The sequence below is a fragment of the Rhodococcus sp. NBC_00294 genome, from assembly GCF_036163995.1.
Taxonomy (GTDB): Bacteria; Actinomycetota; Actinomycetes; order Mycobacteriales; family Mycobacteriaceae; genus Rhodococcoides.
This window is the reverse complement of record NZ_CP108043.1, coordinates 1,231,635-1,252,780: the sequence shown is the minus strand read 5'-3', so window position 1 is coordinate 1,252,780 and position 21,146 is coordinate 1,231,635. Positions and strand designations below refer to the sequence as shown.

The following is a 21,146-nucleotide window of genomic DNA, read 5'->3' as shown; positions in this document are numbered from 1 at the left end:
ACGGCCGGTATGCACTGACAAGTGCACATGCACAAAGGGGACCTCCAGTATGGCGAACAGATCCACACCGACGCGTGTGATCCCGCCGATCCTCATCGGGCTCGGAGCTTTCTTCCTGGTCATCGCGATCCTGATCCCGCTGTACATGGTCGGGCGCCTCGAGAAGACGCCGCTGGACCTCGAGATCACCAGCGTGTCCACCGGCACCGGGTCGGTGCTCGATTCGCGTTCGCTCACAGCGGGTTCCGCCATCGTGGATCAGAACGTCCCCCTGATCTCCCAGCGCTTCGTCACCACGGAGGAGCCGTCGAACTCCGACGTCATCACCGTGCAGGCCGGCTCGTCGCTGCGACGCACCGATCGACAGGGTGACACCGGTCTGCTCACCGCGACCGTCGACCGCGTGAGCCTGGACCGCGTGTCCTCCATGCCGGTCGACCCGGTCGGATCCATCCAGAGCCAGGCCGACAAGCCGGCCGAGGAAGTGCCGCACACCGGACTGCAGTACAAGTTCCCGTTCGACTCGCAGAAGCAGACCTACCCCTTCTTCGACACCGTGGCCCGCGAGAGCTACGACATGACCTTCGTCGAGGAGACGCAGATCGAGGGTGTCACGGTCTACCACTACACGCAGACCATCCCCGCGGTGGACCTGTCCGCCGTCGTCCCCTCGCCGGCCAACAAGCTCGCTCTCCCCGCGAGCACGTGGGGCGTCGACGGCGGCGCCACGCCGATCACGATGACGCGGTACTACGAGAACACCCGGGACATCTACGTCGAGCCCGTCACCGGCGTCATCGTCAAGGGCCAGGAGGACGTGCACCAGTACTACGCACGCCGCGCCGGAACTCCCGAGGTGGACGTCGTCAAGGCCGTCATCGGCTTCGACGACAACACCGTCACCTACCAGCTCGGTCGCGCACAGGACGGCAAGGACCAGATCGCCCTGATCGGCCGCACCGTGCCGATCGTCGCCGGCGTTCTGGGCGTCATCCTCCTGGCAGTCGGCATCGTGCTGCTCCTGCGCGGCGGCCGCACCACCCGCGGAACACGTCCGGTGGCCGACGGACCCACGACCGGACCTCGTACCTCCGGCGCCGGTTCACCCGCACCGGACCACGACTGGACGACGGACCGTACCGAGGAGATCCCCCGCACCAACCTCCGCAAGGACTGACGCCTCCGGCCTTCCCGTCAGGGAAGTAGCAGCGTCACTCCTGCAGACTCACCGAGGGCGTCCAGCGCGAGCTGGGCGTCCTCGAGTCGTCTGCGGCCTCCGATCATCGATTCCACGGCGGCGTGCGGGAGAGTGCGCAACAGTTCGGGGTACTCGTGGGCGGCCAGCCCGTGGCTGCCGAGCACGTCGATCTCCCGTGCGATCACCACGTCCATCGACACGTGCCCGCCGCCCGGAAGCAACCCGATCTGCACGTGCCGACCGCGCCGTCGCAGACCCCTGATCGCCTCGTCCGCCAACCCGGCATGCCCGGAGCACTCCAGCGCGACGTGCATGTCGTCGACCGGCGTCTGCACCGCCCGAGCTGCTCCCAGTCGGCGTGCCAGGTCCAGCGCCGAGGTGGAGCGATCCACTGCCGTCACTTCCGCGCCGGCCCCGGACGCGATGATCACCGCGGACAGGCCGAGCCCACCGCACCCGTAGACGGCGACGCGCTCGCCTGCCACCACGCGGGCGCGGCGATGAACCGCCCGCCATGCGGTCGCGTATCGGCATCCCAGAGTGGCGGCCGCGTCGAACGACACCTCGTCCGGCAACGCGATCAGGTTGGTCGAGGCGTACCGGACGGCGACGAACTCGGCGTACGACCCGTCGTGGGTGAACCCGGGCTGTTCCTGACGGGGACACACCTGGTGGTCGCCGGCAGCGCACGTCGGGCACGACCCACACGCACACACGAAGGGGGTGGTGACGCGACGACCGATCCAGTCGCGGTCGACGTCCGCACCCACGGCGACGACCGTTCCCGCGAACTCGTGGCCCGGAACGAACGGCAGTCGCACGTCGCCGTCGTGTCCCTGCCAGGCATGCCAGTCACTCCGGCACACCCCGGTGGCGGCCACCCGGATCACCGCACCGTCGGGAGCCGCGTCGGGACGGTCGATCTCCCGCACGGTTCCCGGTCGGCCGAACTCCTCGATCACCAGTGCACGCATGCACCGACACTACTGTCGAACGACCGGCCTCCGGCCTGCCCGCTACCCAGCTAGGCAGGCTCCGCCACCGTGTTGGTCACCGACCCGATGCGCTCGACCTCGAGGCGCACCACGTCGCCCGGCCGCACCCAGCAGTCGAGTTCCATCCCGCACCCCGACGGCAAGGTCCCCGAGGTCAGCAGCTCGCCGGGGCCGATGCTCTCGGACCTGCTGGCGTAGGCGAGTCCGTCCACCAGCGACCACCGGCCGCCTCGTGTCGACGTCTCCGACCACACCTCGCCGTTGACGGTGACGGTGCCGCGCAGATCGGTCAGGTGCGGCAGGACCTCGTCCGCGGTGACCACCTCGGCACTCATGGAACTACCGAACGTCTTGGTCTTCACGACGGGTCCGAAGGGACCGTTGCGCTGCTCGTCCCACTGCACGTCGCGCGCGCTGAAGTCGTTGAACACCACGAAGCCGCCGATCGCCGCTTCCGCCTCGGCCGTCGACGCGCTGACGACGGGCCGGACCACCAGGGCGCCGAACTCGAGTTCGAAGTCCAACAACTCGGTGTACGCGGGCCACGACATGGGTTCGCCGTCGCCGACGACGGAGAGGTGATTGCCCGTGTAGTAGATCGGGTGCTCGACTGCCGCGGCGCCCGGCCGCAGAGGCGGGAACGGCTTCCGCGCGATCGCCTGGAACGCCTTCGCCAGTGGCACGACGGCGGGCAGGTTGCGCCGCACCATCTGCTCGGCCGCCTGGTGCCAGTGCTGGTCCCACCCGGCGAAGCAGCGAAGCGATCGCGGCTCGAACGGCAGGGAGGCGAAGGACGTCGACGCAGTGGCGGTCCCGGCGGTGACGGCCCGGTCCACGAGATCGCGCGCCACGTCGCGAGCACGCTCACCGGCACCGAGGAACTCGACGATTCCGCTCGGAAGTTCCTCTCCACCAGCAGCTCTCAGATCGACCCACTTTCCCGTGGTCTCGTGCAGCACGTCGATCCCCGTCATGCCCCTACGCAGCCTCACGGACCCACCCCCCGGATTCGGTCATCCACCGATCCAAGCACACGGACACGCCCGAGCGCGCTGGTCGAGACCACAACAGATGCGACCGCAGCGCATGCCGCGGCCACGACGACGAGCTCCGTCGCGCTGTCGACGATCGTCAGCACGAGGACGGCCTCGACCAGCAGCACGGTCCACGCCGCCAGCGCCGAGCGCGTGTCGCCACGGGCCACGGCCGCCAGGAGACCGCACTGCACCACGGCCAACAGCGCGCCCTGCGCGGCGAACAGCCACAGCAGGTACTGCACCGGCGCGTAGTCCGCGCCCATCACCAGCGGAACGATCGGCCCGACGATCGCGGCACCCACCACCACGACGGATCCGACGCCGAGCAGCACCAGCAGGGCGGTGCGGACCGCCGACGCCGACCGACGCGGATCCGCCATCCTCGGGTACAGCACCACGCCGACCGACTGCGGGAGCCAGAAGGCGGCCTTCGCGGCGACGGCGCCGAGCGCGTAGACACCCGCGGCCTCCGGATCGAGGACGCGTCGGGCGAGCAGGAGGTCGACCGAGGACAACGCGACGATCACGAGTTGGACCTGCGATGCGGCGAGCACGTCACGCCAGGTCCCGGCCGCGGCGGGCCGGTCGTGCTCGTCCGTCTGCTCGGCGCGGTCGACGACGATGCGCGCGGCCAGCGCCATGACCGCGGTCCCCACCGCACCCGCGACCAGGGCTGGTCCCACACCTCCGCCCAGCACCAGGGCGGTCACGGCGGGCACCACCTTCGCCAGGCCGCTCGCCGCGAGCACACCGCCGAGGGCACCGAAGCGCGAGTCTCCCTGCAGCAGACCCTGTTCCGTGGCCAGCAGCACGAGGAACGGCGCCGTCACGACGGCCGCCCCCGTGGTCACGACATCGGTGTGGAGCAGAGCCGCCACGACGGGAGTCGCGACGACGGCGAGACCGGCGACGACCACGGCGTACAGGTGTCCGAGCCTGCGGGAGGCAGCCACCGAACGACCGCGCACCCGGTCACGCGCCACGACGGTCTGCAACGCCAGCGCCGGCACCGCGAGTACCAGCTGGGCGGCGAGCAGCGACGCGAAGACCCCGTAGCCCTGCGGCCCGAGCACACGCCCGGCCGGGAGGTGCAGCAGATACGAGGCGATGTTCGCCGCCATCGACCCCGCCGTCACGATGCTCACCCCGGCCACCACGGTGGAGGTGCGCGCAGGGATCATGCCCTCATGATCGCAGGGTCGAGCAGGACAGCCGGGGCGTGGTCCCTCGCCTGGTCCGTCGTGCTCACCGGTGTCGTCCTCGGCCCGCTCCTGCGTGTGCTGCTTCCGGGTGGCGGCCACCTACTGCTGCGTGACGCGGTGTCGACGCCCCGGTCGTATCTCACCGACTCGGCCCTGGGCCTGTCCGACTCGGCGGCGCGTGCGGTTCCCCAGGACGCCGTCGTCGCGGTCGCCACCACGGTCGTCGACGGCGGTGTACTGGTCGTCGGACTGCTCGCTCTCGCTCTGATCGCCGCCGGGTGGGGCGCCGCGCAGATGACGGCGCGGGTGCTCGGCGGCGCCTCGACCGGCCCGCGTCTGGTGGCAGCCACGGTGGCCGTGTGGAACCCCTATGTGGCCGAACGTCTGCTGCAGGGACACTGGAGCCTGCTCGTCGGCTACGCGGCTCTCCCCTGGACGGTCGTCGCGACCATGACGCTCCGCGACCGCGGTGACCTGCGGTCCGCTGCGCCCCTCGCGCTGTGTCTCGGCATCGCCGGGCTGACCCCGACAGGCGTGCTGGTCTGCGCTGTTCTCGCCGTGGTGGTCCTGGCCGCACCGGGAGGGGCACGCCGCGTACGGCGGCTCGTCGTCGTGGCTGTCACCACGGTGATCGTGTCGCTGCCCTGGCTGGTGGCCACCGCCGTGTCCGGGGCCGGCACCGGCGCCGATCCGGCGGGTGTCGCGGCCTTCGCGGCGCGGGCCGAGCCCGGACTCGGGACGATCGGAGCGCTCGCCGGTCTGGGCGGCATCTGGAACGCCGACGCGGTTCCCGGCAGCCGAACCAGCCTGTTCGCCGTCATCGGCACCGCCGTGCTGCTCGGCCTGGCCGCCGCCGGACTCCCTCGTCTGCGCCGGACCGCATCGCCCGTGGTCGCGGCGCTCCTGCTCACCGGCGCCGTGTCCGTGGTGCTCGTCGCCCTCGCCGCCACCCCGATCGGGCTCGACGTCGGCCGATGGGCCGCCGAGTCGGTACCCGGCGCCGGGCTGTTCCGGGACGGTCAGAAATGGGTCGCCCTGTGGATGCCGCCACTCGCCCTGAGTGCAGGCGCCGCGGTCGATCGACCCGGTCGCGGCGGGACACGTCCCCGGCTCGCAGCCGTGTCCGCCGTCGCCGCGCTGCTCGTCGTCCTGCCCGATCTGGCATGGGGGGTGCAGGGCGCGCTGCGTCCGGTCGACTACCCCGCCGGGTGGTCCTCGGTGATCGACGGTGTCGGACCGTCCGACGCTCTCGTGGCCGTCCTGCCGACAGGTACCTTCCGCCGGTTCGACTGGTCGGGCGAGGCACCGGTCCTCGATCCCGCTCCGAGGCTGCTGGACGCCGACGTGCTCGGCACCGGAGATCTCCCGGTGGGCGGGACGGTCGTCCGGGGAGAGAACACCGTCGCGGGGCGAGTCGAAGGCCTGCTCCTGGCCGGTGCCCCGGCGAGCGACCTCGCCGCACTCGGAGTCGGGTGGATCCTGGTCGAGAGGTCGGCGGGCGAGAGCGGGAACTCCGCACGCACCCTCGCGGGCCTGGAACCCGTGTACGCGGACGCCGATCTCACGCTGTACTCACTCGCTGATCCGGTTCCTCGTGCACGCTCGGATCGTCTGCCGGCGATCGTCGCTCATCTGCTGTGGGCGGCCGCCGTCCTGATCGCGGCGTTCGTCACCGTCACGAGAGCGCGTCGCACCCGGACTCGCTGACTCCGGACCCTCCGGCCTTCCCGCGACCACCTACCGACCGGCCTCCGGCCTACCCGCGACCAGCCCGGACACCGCTCGGCCGTGTACTCGCTCGCGCAGCACCGACTCCACCGCTCGCGCGCACCACGTCCACGAGAACTCCCGGGTCCGCAGCCGCGCCTTCTCCCCGAGCTGCCGACGGAGATCACCGTCGTCCAGCAGGGTCCGCACTGCGTCGGTCAGTTCGTCGACGTCGGAATCGCGGCTGAGCCACTCGTCGCCCACCAGGACGCCGGTGACGCCGTCCACCACGGAATCGGTCAGCCCCCGAGAATGCCGGTAGCCGACGGTGGGGACACCGTGCTGAGCTGCCTCGACGACGGCGAGTCCCCACCCCTCCTTCCGAGACGGGAGCACGTGGATCCACGACTGGGACAGGATCTGGTGCTTACGGGTCTCGGACACGTGACCGTGGAAGGTCACGGCGTCGGCCACGCCACGCGCGCGGGCGTGGTCGCGCAGGTTGTCGTCCCACCATCCACCGCCGATGACGTCGAGGCGCAGGGCTGGCGTCGCATCGCGCAGCGCAGCGACGACGTCGATCGCGTCCTCGATCTGCTTGTGCGGGACGAGCCGGGACAGGACGGCCAGTGTCGGGGCGTCCGCACGCGTGTCCGGATCGCCCACCGTGACGGAACCGGGAATGTCGTCGACACCGTTGCGGACGACGGCCACCCTCTCGCGGTCCACACCGAGGGCGATCAGCTCGTCCGCCGAGGGAAGCGACACCGTCAGGTACTGCGAGCGTCGATGGACCCGCGGCGACAGCCGGGACTCGATCCACCATCCCAGCCGCGCCATGACCGCACCGGCCACCGGCCATTGCTCGCGGTGACAATGGTGGACCAGCACGGTGACGGGAGCCGCCGTCACGAGTCGCGCGAAGAACGGGATGCCGTTCTGCGTGTCGATCACCGCGTCGGGCTTCAGTCCCGCCAGGGGACCGAAGCCGAGCCGCCCGGCGAGGAGCGCTCCGAGCGCTCGCGGGTAGACCGTCAGGCGTCCGCCGCCGCGGCTGACGCGCATACCGTCGATCGTGTCCGACGCTGGTGCGCCGGGGTAACCGGCCGTGCGCAGCGTGACCTTGATGCCTCGCGACGCCAGCCCTGCCCCCACGTGCTCGAGGTAGCGCTCGCTACCACCGCCCTGTGGATGGCCACTGTCACGCCAACAGAGCAGCAGCACCTCACGTAACTCCGTCATCTGCTGTCACCCCCGTGGCAGTCTTTCATTCGTTCGAACGACACAGAATGGCTGTTTCGGCCCCGAAAAACCGGTAAGTTTCTTTTTCGGGTCGGGAAAACCCACTGCAGTGAGGCTCATGTCATGACGTCCGGGTTGATCGATGGCAACACTCTCGACGGCGTATCTTCCACCACTCTGTACACGCTCCACAATCGGGCCGCCTTCGCCGACGGCCCCGACAGGGTCATCGACGACCCCATGGCGCTGCGCGTCCGCGACGCCATCGAGTACGACTGGTCCAAGTTCGGAACCCCCGTGGCCGCCGCGGCGTTGCGTGCCCGCACCTTCGACTCCGCGGTGAGTGCGTACCTCGCCTCGCGGCCCCACGCCTCCGTCGTCGCGCTGGGCGAGGGACTGCAGACGGCGTACTGGCGACTCGGGCGGCCGGACACCACGTGGTACTCCGTGGACCTCGAACCGGTCATGGAGCTTCGTGCCCGCGTCCTGCCGCGCGAGGACCGGATCGTTCCCGTCGCGGCCTCCGCGTTCGATCTGACCTGGGCCGACGGCATCGACCCCGAGCCGGGCGTCTTCGTCGCCGCAGAGGGACTGTTGATGTACTTCGACGAACCCACCGCGATGGATCTGATCACCCGGTGCGCCGAGCTCTTCCCCGGTGGCGGCATGATCTTCGACTCCATTCCCGAGTGGTTGTCTCGCAAGACCGTCGCAGGGGTCAAGCTGACCGAGCATTACACGATGCCGGCCATGCCCTTCAGTATGACGTCGAGCCGTGGGCGTTCGCTCGCCGACGAGATCCCGGGCGTCGCCTCGGCGACCGACGTCCTGTTCCCTGCACACAAGGGCGCGTGGAAGTTCAACTCCATGCCGCTGGTGGCCGACAGCCCGCTCTTCCGCAACCGACGCACCTCCGTCACGGTGCTGCGCTTCGCCGCCTGACCCGCGGGCCGTGAGCCCGGCGAGCCAGGTCGACCGGGCGCTACAGTCTCCACTCGTGCCCTCGTCTCCCGTCACCGCCGGACTCGCTCGACGGGCCACCCTTCGACGGTCACTCTCGCTCGTGTCGGACTTCCGGTTCGAGCAGTCCGATCCCGCGCGCTTCTACGGGGCGCTGGCTCGCGACACAGCGATGCTGATCGACGACCTGTGGACCGGGGCCACGGGAACGACTCTCGACGGACTGACGGTGCTCGACGTCGGCGGCGGACCCGGCTACTTCGCCGACGCCTTCGCGGAAGCGGGTGCCCACTACGTCTCCGTGGAACCGGACGCCTCGGAGATGCACGCCGCGGGGCTCGACGCCCGCGGGTCCGTCCGAGGATCCGGTACCGCGCTGCCCGTCCGCTCGGACAGCGTCGACATCTGCCTCTCCTCCAACGTCGCGGAGCATGTCCGCCACCCGTGGATCATGGCCGAGGAGATGCTGCGCGTGACGCGGCCCGGCGGACTGGTGGTGTTGTCCTACACGATGTGGTGGGGCCCGTTCGGCGGGCACGAGACCGGACCGTGGCACGTGTTCGGCGGCGAGCGCGCCGCTCGCCGCTACGCGCGCGTGCACGGCGCCGAACCGAAGAACCGTTTCGGAGAGTCGCTGTTCCCGATCCGCGCCTCGCACGGATTGCGTTGGGCTGCAGAGACTTCGGGCGGCGAACTCCTCGCGGCCTTCCCGCGGTACCACCCCCGCTGGGCGTGGTGGTGTGTCCGCGTCCCCGGATTTCGCGAGCTGGCGGTGAGCAACCTCGTGGTCGTGCTCCGCGCGCACTCCGCCGCCGACCGCGGACTCGGGACCACGCTCGCCCGTTAGGGTGGCGTGAATGACGACGACCGAGAGAACATCGCTCGCACTCGACATCGGTGGCACCAAGTTCACTGCCGCGGTGGTGGGTGCCGACGGACGACCGCAGGACCCCGTCGTCGTTCCGACCCCCACCGAGAACGTCTGGGCGGCGTGCGAGGAGCTTCTCCTCTCGGTGGTGTCCGCGGCAGGGGTCGAGTTCCAGGACATCGGGGCCGTCGGTATCGCGTCGGCCGGGCCCGTGGACACCGTTGCCGGCACCGTGGCGCCGATCAACATCGCGGAGTGGTACGAGGGCTTCGGGCTCGTGGAGGCCGTCCGCGGCGTGGTTCCGAACGCCACCGTGACCCTGGCACTCGACGGTGCGTGCGCGGCCCTGGCCGAGCATCGTTTCGGGGCCGCCCGCCACGTGCAGAACGTGCTGGGCATGGTGGTGTCGACCGGCATCGGCGGCGGCCTGGTCCTGGGCGGCGAGATCGTTCGCGGCCACAGCGGCAACGCCGGGCACGTGGGACACATCGTTGTCCCCGGATCCATCGAACCCTGCACCTGCGGCGGGGTCGGCTGTGTCGAGACGGTCGCCAGCGGCCCGAACGCGGTCCGTTGGGCCCGCGAGAACGGCTGGGATGGTGCCACCGGCATCGACCTCGCCGAGTCGGCCCGCGCCGCCGACCCGGTGGCGGTCGCTGCGCTCCAGCGGGCCGGCGTGGCGCTGGGACAGGCGATCGCGTCCGCCGCGGCGCTGCTCGACATCGAGACGGCCGTCCTCGGCGGTGGCTTCAGCGCGGCCGGCCCGGCGCTGTGGAACCCCATCCGCGAGACCGTCGCGTTGCACGCCCGGCTCGGCTTCCTCGAGTCGTTCACGGTGGTCCCCGCTGCCCTCGGGGCCGTCGGGACTCTCACAGGAGCGGCCGCACTGGTCACCCCGAGACAGCACTGACGCCCGCCCCCGTGATCGGGAGCGGGCGTCAGTGGTGGTGGATCAGGAGTTCAGGCGCTGCTTGAGAGCGTCGAACTCGTCCTGGATGCCGGTGGGGAGCTTCTCGCCGACGAAGTCGAACCATTCCTCGATGAGCGGGATCTCCTTCTTCCACTCGTCGACGTTCACCGCGAGCGCCTCGGCCACATCGGCCGTGGCGACGTCGAGTCCGTCGATGTCGAGCGCGTCGGCCGTGGGCACCACACCGATGGGCGTGTCGACACCGGCGGCCTTGTGCTCGATGCGCTCGACGATCCACTTCAGCACGCGGGAGTTCTCACCGAATCCGGGCCACAGGAAGCGCTTGTCGTCGCCGCGGCGGAACCAGTTGACGTAGAACACCTTCGGGAGCTTGGACTCGTCGGCGTTCTTGCCGAGGTCGATCCAGTGCTGGAAGTAGTCGCCGACGTTGTATCCGAGGAACGGCAGCATCGCCATCGGGTCGCGGCGGATGGTGCCGACGGTTCCCTCGGCCGCTGCTGTCTGCTCGGAACCGACGGTGGCGCCCATGAACACGCCGTGCTGCCAGTCGCGAGCCTCGGTGACCAGAGGAACGGTGGTCTTGCGACGGCCACCGAAGAGGATCGCCGAGATCGGCACACCCTGCGGGTCGTCCCACTCGGGCGCCATGGACGGGCACTGGGACATCGGCACGCAGTAGCGCGAGTTGGGGTGCGCCGCATTGCTGTCCGAGTCCGGCGTCCAGTCCTTGCCGGTCCAGTCGATCAGGTGCTGGGGGTCGCCCTCGAGGCCCTCCCACCAGACGTCGCCGTCGTCGGTCTGCGCGACGTTGGTGAAGACGGCGTTGCCCTGATCGATGGTGCGCATCGCGTTGGGGTTCGAGTCCCAGTTGGTACCGGGCGCGACACCGAAGAAGCCGAACTCCGGGTTGACCGCGTACAGCCGGCCGTCCTTGCCGAAGCGCATCCACGCGATGTCGTCACCGATGGTCTCGGCGCGCCAGCCCGGAATGGTCGGCTGGATCATCGCGAGGTTGGTCTTGCCACAGGCGGACGGGAACGCCGCGGCGATGTAGTACGCCTTGTCCTCCGGCGAGATGAGCTTGAGGATCAGCATGTGCTCGGCCAGCCAGCCCTCGTCGTGGGCCATGGCCGACGCGATACGCAGCGAGTAGCACTTCTTGCCCAGCAGCGCGTTGCCGCCGTAGCCGGAGCCGTAGCTCCAGATCTCGCGATCCTCGGGGAAGTGCGAGATGTACTTGGTGTCGTTGCACGGCCACGGGACGTCCTGCTGACCCTCGTCGAGCGGGGCTCCGAGCGAGTGCAGAGCCTTGACGAAGAAGCCGTCGTCCCCGAGCTTCTCGAGCACCTTCGCGCCCATGCGCGTCATGACGCGCATGGAGACGACGACGTACTCGGAGTCGGTGATCTCGACACCCAGCTTGGGGTCGTCGGCCTCGAGCGGGCCCATGCAGAACGGGATGACGTACATGGTGCGACCGCGCATGCATCCGCGGTAGAGATCGCGCATCGTGCCGCGCATCTCCTCCGGGTCCATCCAGTTGTTGGTGGGACCGGCGTCGATCTCCCGAGTGGAGCAGATGTAGGTCCGCGACTCGACGCGCGCCACGTCGGACGGGTCGGAGTTGCCCAGGAACGAGTTGGGCTTCTTCTCGGCGTTCAGCCGAGTGAACGTCCCCGCGTCGACCAACTGGTCGGTGAGGCGGTTCCACTCCTCGTCCGAACCGTCGGCGAAGACGATCCGGTCGGGCTGGGTCAGCTCGGCCACGTCACGTACCCAGGCCAGCAGGCCTGCATGCGTGGTGGGCGGCGTGCCGTCGGTTCCGTTGAGACCCGGAATGGTCGCGGTCATCTTGTCTCCTGGGGTGGTGCAGGAACGTGTGGCCGTCACCGCCTCGGTCCGTCGATCGGCGCCGAACCGAAGTGCGTGAGCGAACCATGGGTTCCCAGTTGGCGGGGTAGTCCCGTGACCTTCGATCGACAGATCGCAGGGCCCCGAGTGTCCTGGACCTAGAGGTTAACGCTGTGAAGAACGGCCAGGGCACTCGGGGCATGTCCGTTCCGTCACAAAACCGATTCAGTGACCTGGCCGTAAAGCGCACTATGTCAGGACATTTGGTGTCTATCGCGTCACAGCGAGCCGCGCTCGGACGCACGCCAGACGGCGTCGGGACCGTCCGCGAGGTCGGTGGAGGACACCCACACGGTGTAGTCGCCGTCGGCCTCGAAGACCGTCGCACGGTCGACGTCGCCGTCACCGTCGAGATCGCTGAGAACCGTCATCTCCGTCGCACTCCGATGGAATGCCGACGCGTGGACGTCGGACAGACCTCCGTGCAACACCGCCGTGTCGGCGGTGCCGTCCCCGTCGAGATCGAGGGCGGGGTCGAACCCGTCGTCCGCGACACCCGGCCCGTCCGGGTCGAACGATCCCGACCACTCGGCCATCTCAGTCCCCCGTGTTCCTCGCTGTCGTTCCCACCTCGTGCTTGGACGCATCCAGCGAAGAGACGGTTCCCCGCCGCCCGAAAGTGGGGGCGACGCGGTCCAGCACGTCGAGATCCCGTTGATAGGCGGCCGCCCGCGAGGCAGCTCGGGACGTGATGTCTCGGATCTCGCCGTCGATCTCCGCGATCAGCGCGTTCCGCCGGGCGGAGGCGTCTCTGACCTGCGCCGACAGTCTCGCGGTCAGCCACGAGTCGGCGATCACGAGACGGGACGCGGTGTCCCGTTCCCAGCCGGAGGCGGCATCGGCCACCACGTCCGCAGCCCATCGGCGCAGGCGCGCGCGGCGCGTCGAGAGGAGCCTCGTCCGCACCACCGCGGCGGCCATCATCGCGGCGCAGAGCACGGTCACGAACCCGGCCGACGCGCCGCCGAGGGAGGCCGCCCACACCGCCACCCGCCCCACCCCGGCACCCGCCGAGGCGCCGACGACACCCGCCACCACCTCGTCGACTCCCCACCCGGCCGACGGGGGCGGTTGGTGGGTCGTCGACGCGCGTTCGACCGGGGGTGCGGAGTCCACGGCGCCGACCGCGGTCAGCGCGGTGGTCACCTCGTCCGCGAGCCGACCCGTCGCCGCATCGATCTCCGCGGCGACCACGGACGGAAGGCGTCGGAGGTCGGCGAAGCTCGCGTCCCCGACGGCGGCGGCGACCCGCGCGCCCGTCTCCCGCCGATGCACGCCGACCCGGTGGGCGAGATCGAGGCGCAGCTCGGCCGCGACCGCCGGAGGAGCAGTCCGTCGTCCGTCGCGATCGACGCGGCCCGGCGCCGGCGTTCCCGCGCGTCGGCGAGGTCCGCGCTGCCCGTGTCGCGTCGGGCCGCCGCTGTCAGTGCCGTGCGGGCCTCGGCCAGCGCACGGTCCACCGCCGTCCGCTCCGCCTCTGCCGGGTCCACCCGGTCCGCTGCCCGAGCGAGCGCGTCCACGATTGCATCGTCGTCGGGACCGCACACCACCACCGCGTCGGCGCGCGGGACCGACGCCGCCCATCGGGCGAGGACGCGCCGCGCGTCGTCCGGTCCGGCGGCGATCCGGAGCACCACCGGAAGATCGGCCGGGATCGACCGCGCCGCCCGGACGAGGGCACCGCCCGGCGGCAGGGCGGGATCCACCAGGACGAGCACGGCCGAGGCCGCGCAGACGGGACGGACGGACCATCCCGCGGAGGTCACCACCGCACCGACCGCCTCCTGGTCGAGACCCGGTGCCGCGAGAACGGCGACGGTGCGCGCCGGTGCGGGTCCTCGCCCCAGCCGACTCAGGGAGTCGGGACTCCACGTCCGCACCACTCGGGCCGCGTCGGCGGGCAGGTCGAGACTCACGCGCGTGCACCGCTCCGGACGTGAGCCACCTCGGGGGCGCGTAGAAACGTCTCGATCGACGACCTTCCGAGCGCACTCCGAGCGGCCACCGTCTCGACCGCGGCGAGCAGGGCGATGTCGCGGCACCTCGCCGCGCGCGACACCGCCGTCGCCCAGGCACGGGTGAGCGTGTCGACGTCGTCCACGCCGATCACGGGCATCCCGTCCGGCAGCACCGCGGCGACGGCGTCCGCGTCGATCGGGAGGTCGGTGCGCCCGAGGACCACGAGGGTGTCACCGCCGGGCCGTGCCGCCACCACCTCGAGGTCCGCGGCGCTCACGGTCCGAGCGACGACGAGCGCGAGAACGTCGTGGTCCAGGACGGGAGGAGGAAGGTCGGGGGCGTCCACCCCGTGCACCTCGGCCGCCTCGGGAAGGACCAGCGCCGTGACGACGCGGGACTTGCCCGTACCGGGGCGTCCCGCGACGGCGAGACGCACCGGGGAACGCCATCGCTCGATCACCGGCCGCAGAGCGGCGTCGTCGACGCTGCGTTCCAGCTCGGTCACCGCGCGGTGCAGCGCGCTCGACTCGGTCCCCGGCATCCGTGATCCCCCGATTCTGCAGATGCGACGGGGCGATTCTCACACGCCGATCCCGGTGTCGGTAGGCCAGAGTCTCGACCTGAAGTCGAGACCCTGCTGTCACGAAATGCGTCCATGGGAGACAATGACAGGATGACCGACCCCCGTGCCGTGGACGCAGCGCCCGAGAACGGCCTGTCCGACGGTGCCGACGAGAGCCGGTCCGGCGGTTCCCGGCTGTATCCCCGGGTGACCAGTTTCCGGTCCCGACGCGGCGCGCTCACCGAACCGCAGCAGGCCTCGTGGGACCGGATGTGGCCCGGCATCGGCCGCGAGGTGGCCGACGAGCCGCTCGACGCCGCGTCGTGGTTCGGCCGGACCGCCCCGGTGGTTCTCGAGATCGGCTCCGGGACCGGCACCGCCGCGCTCGCGATGGCGGCCGCCGAACCGCACGTGAACCTCGTCGCCGTCGAGGTCTACCGACCGGGAATTGCGCAGACGGTCCAGGGGATCGAGCGAGAAGATCTCTCCAACCTGCGCATTCTGCGGGGCGACGCTGCCGACGTGCTCGAGAACATGGTCGCTCCCGGCTCGCTCGCCGGCGTCCGAGTCTTCTTCCCCGACCCCTGGCCCAAGGCCCGGCACCACAAGCGCCGACTGCTGAAGGCCGCCACATTCGCCCTGGTGGCGGACCGTCTCGAGCCCGGCGGCATTCTCCACGTCGCCACCGACCACGCCGACTACGCGGAGTGGATCGAGGAGGTCGGTGACGCGGAGCCCGCTCTCACGCGGCTGCCGTTCGATGCCGAACGACGTACCGTCGAGGGGTCCTCCCTGTCCGTCGACCGTCCGGTGACGAAGTTCGAGGGCAAGGCCCAGCAGGTCGGCAGGCCGACGAGCGAGTTCGTCTGGGGCAGGCCATCCACCGGAGCGACCGACGTCGCTGCGGCGACGATCACGCGACGAGAGAGCGAGAACCCACTCCGATGAGCGTGGACGAACAGAACACGGACACGGCCGTGCTCGACGGCGCCGGTGATTCTCGCCATACCAAGAAGGTCCTGCTCGTCTGGGATGCGCCCAATCTGGACATGGGCCTCGGCGCCATCCTGGGCGGACGACCCACCGCCGCCTACCGCCCGCGCTTCGATGCGCTGGGCCGATGGCTGCTCGGCCGCACCGCCCAGCTCTCCGCGCACCAGACCGCGAGCCTCGAACCCGAGGCCACCGTCTTCACGAACATCGCCCAGGGCAGCGCCGACGTCGTTCGTCCCTGGGTCGAGGCCTTGCGTAACGTGGGCTTCGCGGTCTTCGCCAAGCCGAAGATCGACGAGGACAGCGACGTCGACTCCGACATGCTCGATCACATCGAGCTCCGCTCACGGGACCACGGTCTCGCGGGAGTGGTGGTCGCGTCCGCGGACGGCCAGGCCTTCCGACTCCCACTCGAAGCCATCGCGGCAACGGGTGTGCCCGTTCAGATCCTCGGGTTCCGTGAACACGCCAGCTGGGCCGTCACGTCGGAGACTCTCGAGTTCCTGGATCTCGAGGACATCCCCGGTGTGTTCCGCGAACCACTGCCGCGGGTCAGCCTCGAGTCCCTTCCGGACGAGGGCGCCTGGCTGCAGCCGTTCCGTCCGCTGTCCGCCCTGCTCGTCGGGCGTCAAGGAGTGTCCTGAGTGTTTTCTCGCTGGGGAGATCTGGTTCACCGATCACGGTTCACCGTCATCGGTGTGATGGTCGCGTTCCTGCTGGGCCTCGCCGCGTACGGACTCAGCCTGAACGACCACCTGAGTCAGAGCGGCTGGGACGACCCGAACTCGGAGTCGGTGCACGCCGCCGTCACCGCGGACGGCACCTTCGGTCGCGACAGCACCGGCGACGTCGTCGCCCTCTACACCGCACCCGAGGGATCGACGGTCGACGACCCGGCGTTCCAGCAGACCGTCACCGCTGGTCAGGACGCCATGATGGCGGCGCACTCGGACAAGATCTCGAAGATCAACATCAACTACTTCCAGCAGCGGCTCCCCGCGCTGGCCTCGCCCGACAAGACGAAGGCGATCGCCACGTTCGCGATCGCCGGCGCGAACGACACGGAACTGACCAACAACTTCCGTGACGTGAAGGACGCGTTCGCCATCGACGGCGTCGACGTGCAGCTCGCCGGCCTCCAGCCCATCGCGAACGCGCTGAACGACACCATGGCCGGCGACATCAAGCGCATGGAGATCCTCGCCATCCCCGTGGTGGGCGTGCTCCTGTTCTTCGTGTTCGGCGGCGTCGTGGCTGCGGCATTGCCACTGATCATCGGTGGTCTCACCGTGGTCGCGGCCAACGGCATGGTCCGGCTGTTCACCAATTTCGTCGAGGTCAACAGCTTCGTCGCGCCCGTCGTCTCGCTCATCGGTCTCGGGTTGGCCATCGACTACGCGCTGTTCATCGTCAGCCGGTTCCGAGAGGAACTGGCCGACGGCCGCACGACACAGCAGGCCGTGCAACGCTCCGTCATGACCGCGGGCCGCACGGTCGTCTTCTCGGCGACGATGATCGTCGCGAGCCTCGGCGGTCTGCTGCTCTTCCCGCAGGGCTTCCTCAAGTCCGTCGCGTTCGGTGCGATCGCCACCGTCGCGCTGGCGGCCCTGACCGCCATCACCATTCTCCCGGCGATCCTGTCGATCCTCGGCCCGCGCATCGACGCTCTCGGACTGAAGAGCATGCGCAAGACCAAGACGACCGAGGAGATCGAGTCCGGGCCGTGGGGCAAGCTCACGCGCTGGGTCATGCGGAACCCGCTCAAGGTGTGCGTGCCTATCGTCCTGGGCCTGCTGATCCTCACGCTGCCGGTCGGTGCCATCAAGTTCGGCGGCATCAACGAGACGTACCTGCCGCCGGACAACCCCACCCGTGTCGCCCAGAACGTGTTCGACGAGAACTTCCCGTCCTACCGCACCGAGCCGCTCAAGATCGTGCTCGAGAACGCGGAGGGTCCGCAGTTGGGCACGGTCCTGCGCGAGGCGTCCAACGCTCCCGGGCTCGTCGAACGGTTCTCCATCGAGCGTAACGAGAACGGTGTCGCCGTGCTCAAGGCGGGACTGGTCGACCGCAACGTGTCGTCGCCGGCCATCGACTACATCCGCTCCATCGACGTTCCCGACGGGGTGACCCTGTCGGTCGGCGGCACGCCCGCCATCGAGCAGGACTCGATCGCGGCGCTCGTGGACCGACTACCCCTCATGGCGACGCTCGTCGTGCTGGTCACGACGCTGCTGATGTTCCTCACGTTCGGGTCGCTGGTGCTCCCCCTCAAGGCCATCCTGATGACCACGCTGGGCCTCGGCGCGACGCTCGGCATCCTCACGTTCATCTTCGTCGACGGCAACGGCGCGGGTCTGCTGAACTTCACTCCCGGGCCGATCATGGCCCCGGTCCTGGTGCTGATCATCGCGATCATCTTCGGGTTGTCGACGGACTACGAGGTGTTCCTGCTCTCCCGCATGGTGGAGGCACGAGCCCGCGGAGCCAGTACGACCGAGGCCATTCGCGTCGGTACCTCGCACACCGGTCGCATCATCACCGCGGCCGCACTGATCCTCATCGTCGTCACGGGCGCCTTCGCCTTCTCCGAGCTGGTGATGATGAAGTACATCGCCTACGGCATGATCGCCGCGCTCATCATCGACGCGACGTTGATCCGCATGTTCCTGGTCCCGGCGACGATGAAGCTGCTCGGCGACGACTGCTGGTGGGCGCCGCAGTGGATGAAGCGCATCCAGCAGAAGCTGGGGCTCGGCGAGCCGATCCTCGACGCCGAGATGATGCCCACCGATGTCCCCGAGCTCGTCGCGATCGGGTCCGCACCGCTCCCGGCGCGGACGCGGGAACCGCTCACCCAGCCGATTCCGCGGGTCATGCAGAGCGGCCCGTCGGCCGCTCGTGCAATGCCCGAGCGCGTCGCACCCGATCGTCCCCGGCCCGTCGCCCCGCGTCCGGCTCCCGAGCGCGTGCAGAAGCCCGCTGTGCAGGAACCCCCGGTGCAGCAGCCCGCCGCGCCGGAGCCCGTCGCACCCCGCGCCGTCGAACCCACGGCACCTCCCGTCGCACCCGCGCCCGCGGAGGAGATTCGGGTCGCCCGCCCGGCAGAGACCCGACCCGCCCGGGCCTCCGACGATCAGCAGAGTCGTCCGACGGCCGGTCCCGAGCCGACGTCGGCCGAGCCGGCACCGCGGAACGGCGCACCCGCCCCGCGCCCCATCGAGAGCTGGCTCGCCGAACTCCGCGCGCCGTCGGTCGCTCAGCGTTCGAACGGCTCGAACGGCTCGAACGGCTCGAACGGCTCGAACGGCTCGAACGGCTCGAACGGCTCGAACGGCTCGAACGGCTCGAACGGGCACGAGACCACGTCGTTCCGGTACGGCTCGGTCTCGGGCGACGGCATCGATGTCGATCGGCCCCGCAACGGCGACAGCAACGGGAACGGCCACTCCAACGGCAACGGGAACGGGAACGGGAACGGGAACGGGAACGGTCACAGCAACGGGAACGGAGGGCCCCACGGGAACGGCTCGCGCACCAGCGCCGAGGTCGATTCCTGGATCGCCGGTCTGCGCATGCCCGAGCGCGAGGATCGGCCGGCACCCGAGCCCGAGACCCACAACCCCTCCACGCCCGAGGTCCCCGAGCCCGACGAGACACCGCCGACGACCACATCGGGTCGCCGGCGGGCTCGGGACGGAGACGACGAGTCGGGTGGTCGTCACCACGGTCAGTCCGGTGCCATCAGTGTGAGCGAGCTGCTGGCCCGCCAGCGTCGGCAGTGACGGCGCGGTCCGCGAACGACCTCGCGTAGCGGGTGCCGATACCGAGCAGCATCACTCCCACCACCAGGAACGCTGCGGCGCGGGGCAGTCCACCGAGTGCGCTGAGGTCGAACAGGAACAGCTTGGCGATGGCCGAGGCCGCGACGGTCAGACCTGCGGCGAGGACCGCGCGGGCACCGGTGGCGTCGGACAGACCACGCATCAGCAGTGCGACGGCGACGGTCATCCACACGATGGTCGCTGCGCCGTGGCCGACGACGAACCCGGTGCGGCCGCCGATCTCGATGCCGGTGATCACGCACACCGCCGTCGCACCGAAGAGGCCGGCGACTCCCGCCAGGCCGGCGGCGAGGGTTCGGAGCGTCGCGTCCCCGATGGTGCGCAGTGCCGCGAGCACTCCCGCCACAGCCATCGCGATCATGGCGACCGACGCGGGCACCGAGGCCCAGCCGGAGTCGAGCGCACGAACGGGGCTGCTCAGCGAGTCGACCGAGGTGATCTGCGAGTGTGCGCTGGTTCCGAGGAGGGCGAAGAACGCGCCGGCCGCGGCCGACACACCCGAGCGGGTCCGGGCGCCGACGAGAAGCGCCGTGGTGGCGACCAGCAGCAGGGCGAGAATGCGGACCTGATCGGCCGTGCCCGTCACCAGCGCCGACGCCACCGCCACCGAAGCCGTCGCTGTGAGCACCAGACGAACCGTGGTGACCAGCTCGCGTCGAGCGACCAGGATCGCCACCAGGGCGAGCGCGACCGCAGCGTCGACGCCGCCGGCGACGGGGCGAGAGAACAGCGTCGCGGTGACGAGGACCGCGGCGGCGGTGGCCGCGATCGAGGCGAGCGACGCCGGGTCCACGGCGCGGTGGGCGAGGGTGGTCCACCAGGCGACGACAGAAGTGCCGAAGGACAGTCCCGCGACGACGAGCAGCGGCAGCAGATCGGCGGTCGGGACCGTCTCCACGTGGGCGAGCAGCCCGGCGAGCAGCACCGCTCCGACGACCGGGACGGTGCGGACGACGCGCAACCAGACCCACTGTTCGCGGACGTCGACCGGCGAGGCGGCGATCTGCACGACCACCAGGAATGCGAGGAGTGCCGGCGTGATGCCGCCCGTGACGACGGGTGCCAGTGTCGCGATGCCGGCCACGACCATCACCGCGAGTGACTGCGACGACCAGCGCAGTGCGACCGCGACTCCGAGCGCGGCGACACCGAGTCCCACCACGAGCCCGACGACGGGATGCACCCACCCGTACAGCGCGGTGACGGCGGCGAGGTCGAGATACAGCCCGGCGAATCCCGTCGCGGCGAGTGCGACGGCGCCGACGCGGCCACCGGGTCGGGCGACCACACGGTGCGCGGCGGCGACGAGCGCTCCGGACAGCAGCGCACCCGCGGCGACACGAGGACCGGGCCCGAACCAGCCCGACCGCGCCGCGAGCACCACCAGCATCACGACACCGATGACGGTCACCGCAGCGCCCGCGGCGGCGAGCACACGACTGACGACACCGTCGCGTTGCCACCACGGGGTGGTGTCACGGGGAGGCGTGGGCATCGGGCGCGGGATCGGCCGTACCGGGGGAGTCGACACCGGAGGACTCTGCACCTGTGGCCTCGAGACGGGGTGCTGCTGAGGGGGCGCCTGCAGCGGGGCCTGCATCGGCGGACCGTCGAGCTGCTGTCGGAGGAGACCCAGGTCGTGGCCGACGCGGGCGAGATGCTGCTGCAGGGAGGCGACCTCACCGGACAGCACGTGCACGAGTCGCGGATCTATCGAGGGAGTGGTCATACCTCGA

Annotated in this window: 17 protein-coding genes and 1 pseudogene; 8 read left to right on the top strand and 10 right to left on the bottom strand. The window is 70.3% G+C overall.

The annotated features are described in order from the left end of the window. The first annotated feature begins 49 nt into the window (after nt 1-49). Nucleotides 50-1,177 carry a DUF3068 domain-containing protein gene (locus tag OHB23_RS05915; RefSeq protein WP_328811085.1) on the top strand — a complete coding sequence of 376 codons (1,128 nt, stop codon included), beginning with the start codon at nt 50-52 and terminating at the stop codon, nt 1,175-1,177. 17 nt (nt 1,178-1,194) lie between these two features. Here OHB23_RS05915 and OHB23_RS05910 read toward each other — a convergent pair whose 3' ends face one another. The 3 genes from OHB23_RS05910 to OHB23_RS05900 are packed head-to-tail and all read right to left on the bottom strand — an operon-like array spanning nt 1,195 to nt 4,411. Beyond that, nucleotides 1,195-2,172 (bottom strand): alcohol dehydrogenase catalytic domain-containing protein, encoded by a 978-nt coding sequence (locus OHB23_RS05910; protein WP_328811084.1) that lies wholly within the window; start codon nt 2,170-2,172, stop codon nt 1,195-1,197. A 50-nt stretch (nt 2,173-2,222) separates the two neighbouring features. After that, the gene (locus OHB23_RS05905) at nt 2,223-3,185 is read right to left on the bottom strand and encodes a fumarylacetoacetate hydrolase family protein (RefSeq protein WP_328811083.1); all 963 of its coding nucleotides are present in this window, start codon (nt 3,183-3,185) and stop codon (nt 2,223-2,225) included. Continuing rightward, on the bottom strand, nt 3,182-4,411 hold the full coding sequence (locus tag OHB23_RS05900; protein ID WP_222637969.1) for a polysaccharide biosynthesis protein: 1,230 nt from the start codon (nt 4,409-4,411) through the stop codon (nt 3,182-3,184). The genes OHB23_RS05905 and OHB23_RS05900 overlap by 4 nt, the downstream gene beginning before the upstream one ends. A 6-nt stretch (nt 4,412-4,417) precedes the next feature. On the opposite strand from OHB23_RS05900, the gene OHB23_RS05895 reads away from it, so the two are divergent. Beyond that, nucleotides 4,418-6,139: a hypothetical protein gene (locus OHB23_RS05895; protein WP_328811082.1), complete on the top strand. Its 1,722-nt coding sequence runs from the start codon at nt 4,418-4,420 to the stop codon at nt 6,137-6,139. 30 nt (nt 6,140-6,169) lie between these two features. Here OHB23_RS05895 and OHB23_RS05890 read toward each other — a convergent pair whose 3' ends face one another. Further along, a complete protein-coding gene (locus tag OHB23_RS05890) occupies nt 6,170-7,381 on the bottom strand; it encodes a glycosyltransferase family 4 protein (protein WP_328811081.1) in 1,212 nt (403 codons plus the stop codon). 123 nt (nt 7,382-7,504) lie between these two features. Here OHB23_RS05890 and OHB23_RS05885 point away from each other — a divergent pair, with 123 nt between their 5' ends. The 3 genes from OHB23_RS05885 to OHB23_RS05875 are packed head-to-tail and all read left to right on the top strand — an operon-like array spanning nt 7,505 to nt 10,119. Next, nucleotides 7,505-8,323, top strand: a complete 819-nt coding sequence (locus OHB23_RS05885; RefSeq protein WP_328811080.1) for a class I SAM-dependent methyltransferase — start codon at nt 7,505-7,507, stop codon at nt 8,321-8,323. Nucleotides 8,324-8,378: 55 nt separating this feature from the next. Then, complete coding sequence (locus OHB23_RS05880) at nt 8,379-9,188, top strand: class I SAM-dependent methyltransferase (RefSeq protein WP_328811079.1); 810 nt, start codon at nt 8,379-8,381, stop codon at nt 9,186-9,188. Nucleotides 9,189-9,198: 10 nt separating this feature from the next. Next, a complete protein-coding gene (locus OHB23_RS05875) occupies nt 9,199-10,119 on the top strand; it encodes an ROK family protein (protein ID WP_222632181.1) in 921 nt (306 codons plus the stop codon). Nucleotides 10,120-10,161: 42 nt separating this feature from the next. Here the strand turns inward: OHB23_RS05875 and OHB23_RS05870 are convergent, their stop codons facing one another. From OHB23_RS05870 to OHB23_RS05850, 5 genes are all read right to left on the bottom strand, one after another. Continuing rightward, nucleotides 10,162-11,991 carry a phosphoenolpyruvate carboxykinase (GTP) gene (locus OHB23_RS05870; RefSeq protein WP_027506179.1) on the bottom strand — a complete coding sequence of 610 codons (1,830 nt, stop codon included), beginning with the start codon at nt 11,989-11,991 and terminating at the stop codon, nt 10,162-10,164. A gap of 278 nt (nt 11,992-12,269) precedes the next feature. Continuing rightward, nucleotides 12,270-12,587, bottom strand: coding sequence for a DUF6802 family protein (locus OHB23_RS05865; protein ID WP_051613439.1), 318 nt, complete (start codon nt 12,585-12,587; stop codon nt 12,270-12,272). 1 nt (nt 12,588) lies between these two features. Then, nucleotides 12,589-13,245: a hypothetical protein gene (locus OHB23_RS05860; protein WP_328811078.1), complete on the bottom strand. Its 657-nt coding sequence runs from the start codon at nt 13,243-13,245 to the stop codon at nt 12,589-12,591. Beyond that, complete coding sequence (locus tag OHB23_RS05855) at nt 13,194-13,967, bottom strand: hypothetical protein (protein ID WP_328811077.1); 774 nt, start codon at nt 13,965-13,967, stop codon at nt 13,194-13,196. Before OHB23_RS05855 ends, OHB23_RS05860 begins: the two co-directional genes overlap by 52 nt. Further along, complete coding sequence (locus OHB23_RS05850; RefSeq protein ID WP_328811076.1) at nt 13,964-14,551, bottom strand: hypothetical protein; 588 nt, start codon at nt 14,549-14,551, stop codon at nt 13,964-13,966. Before OHB23_RS05850 ends, OHB23_RS05855 begins: the two co-directional genes overlap by 4 nt. Before the next feature lie 132 nt (nt 14,552-14,683). On the opposite strand from OHB23_RS05850, the pseudogene trmB reads away from it, so the two are divergent. The 3 genes and pseudogenes from trmB to OHB23_RS05835 all read left to right on the top strand — a co-directional run. Next, nucleotides 14,684-15,448 (top strand): annotated as a pseudogene (trmB, locus tag OHB23_RS05845) (tRNA (guanosine(46)-N7)-methyltransferase TrmB); the annotation flags it as partial. A 68-nt stretch (nt 15,449-15,516) separates the two neighbouring features. Continuing rightward, nucleotides 15,517-16,209, top strand: coding sequence for an NYN domain-containing protein (locus OHB23_RS05840; protein ID WP_027506176.1), 693 nt, complete (start codon nt 15,517-15,519; stop codon nt 16,207-16,209). A gap of 57 nt (nt 16,210-16,266) precedes the next feature. Next, nucleotides 16,267-19,350: an MMPL family transporter gene (locus OHB23_RS05835; protein ID WP_442973033.1), complete on the top strand. Its 3,084-nt coding sequence runs from the start codon at nt 16,267-16,269 to the stop codon at nt 19,348-19,350. Here OHB23_RS05835 and OHB23_RS05830 read toward each other — a convergent pair. Continuing rightward, nucleotides 19,310-21,139, bottom strand: a complete 1,830-nt coding sequence (locus OHB23_RS05830; protein ID WP_328811074.1) for a DUF2339 domain-containing protein — start codon at nt 21,137-21,139, stop codon at nt 19,310-19,312. The two genes, OHB23_RS05835 and OHB23_RS05830, sit on opposite strands and share 41 nt — an antisense overlap. Between the last annotated feature and the right edge of the window lie 7 nt (nt 21,140-21,146).

What these genes read in the sequence shown, in the direction of transcription:
- OHB23_RS05870 (WP_027506179.1), bottom strand. Translation starts at nt 11,991, where the DNA reads ATGACCGCGACCATTCCGGGTCTCAACGGAACCGACGGCACGCCGCCC.
- OHB23_RS05915 (WP_328811085.1), top strand. Translation starts at nt 50, where the DNA reads ATGGCGAACAGATCCACACCGACGCGTGTGATCCCGCCGATCCTCATC.
- OHB23_RS05840 (WP_027506176.1), top strand. Translation starts at nt 15,517, where the DNA reads ATGAGCGTGGACGAACAGAACACGGACACGGCCGTGCTCGACGGCGCC.
- OHB23_RS05830 (WP_328811074.1), bottom strand. Translation starts at nt 21,139, where the DNA reads ATGACCACTCCCTCGATAGATCCGCGACTCGTGCACGTGCTGTCCGGT.
- OHB23_RS05910 (WP_328811084.1), bottom strand. Translation starts at nt 2,172, where the DNA reads ATGCGTGCACTGGTGATCGAGGAGTTCGGCCGACCGGGAACCGTGCGG.
- OHB23_RS05890 (WP_328811081.1), bottom strand. Translation starts at nt 7,381, where the DNA reads ATGACGGAGTTACGTGAGGTGCTGCTGCTCTGTTGGCGTGACAGTGGC.
- OHB23_RS05900 (WP_222637969.1), bottom strand. Translation starts at nt 4,411, where the DNA reads ATGATCCCTGCGCGCACCTCCACCGTGGTGGCCGGGGTGAGCATCGTG.
- OHB23_RS05885 (WP_328811080.1), top strand. Translation starts at nt 7,505, where the DNA reads ATGACGTCCGGGTTGATCGATGGCAACACTCTCGACGGCGTATCTTCC.
- OHB23_RS05835 (WP_442973033.1), top strand. Translation starts at nt 16,267, where the DNA reads ATGGTCGCGTTCCTGCTGGGCCTCGCCGCGTACGGACTCAGCCTGAAC.
- OHB23_RS05875 (WP_222632181.1), top strand. Translation starts at nt 9,199, where the DNA reads ATGACGACGACCGAGAGAACATCGCTCGCACTCGACATCGGTGGCACC.
- OHB23_RS05865 (WP_051613439.1), bottom strand. Translation starts at nt 12,587, where the DNA reads ATGGCCGAGTGGTCGGGATCGTTCGACCCGGACGGGCCGGGTGTCGCG.
- OHB23_RS05895 (WP_328811082.1), top strand. Translation starts at nt 4,418, where the DNA reads ATGATCGCAGGGTCGAGCAGGACAGCCGGGGCGTGGTCCCTCGCCTGG.
- OHB23_RS05850 (WP_328811076.1), bottom strand. Translation starts at nt 14,551, where the DNA reads ATGCCGGGGACCGAGTCGAGCGCGCTGCACCGCGCGGTGACCGAGCTG.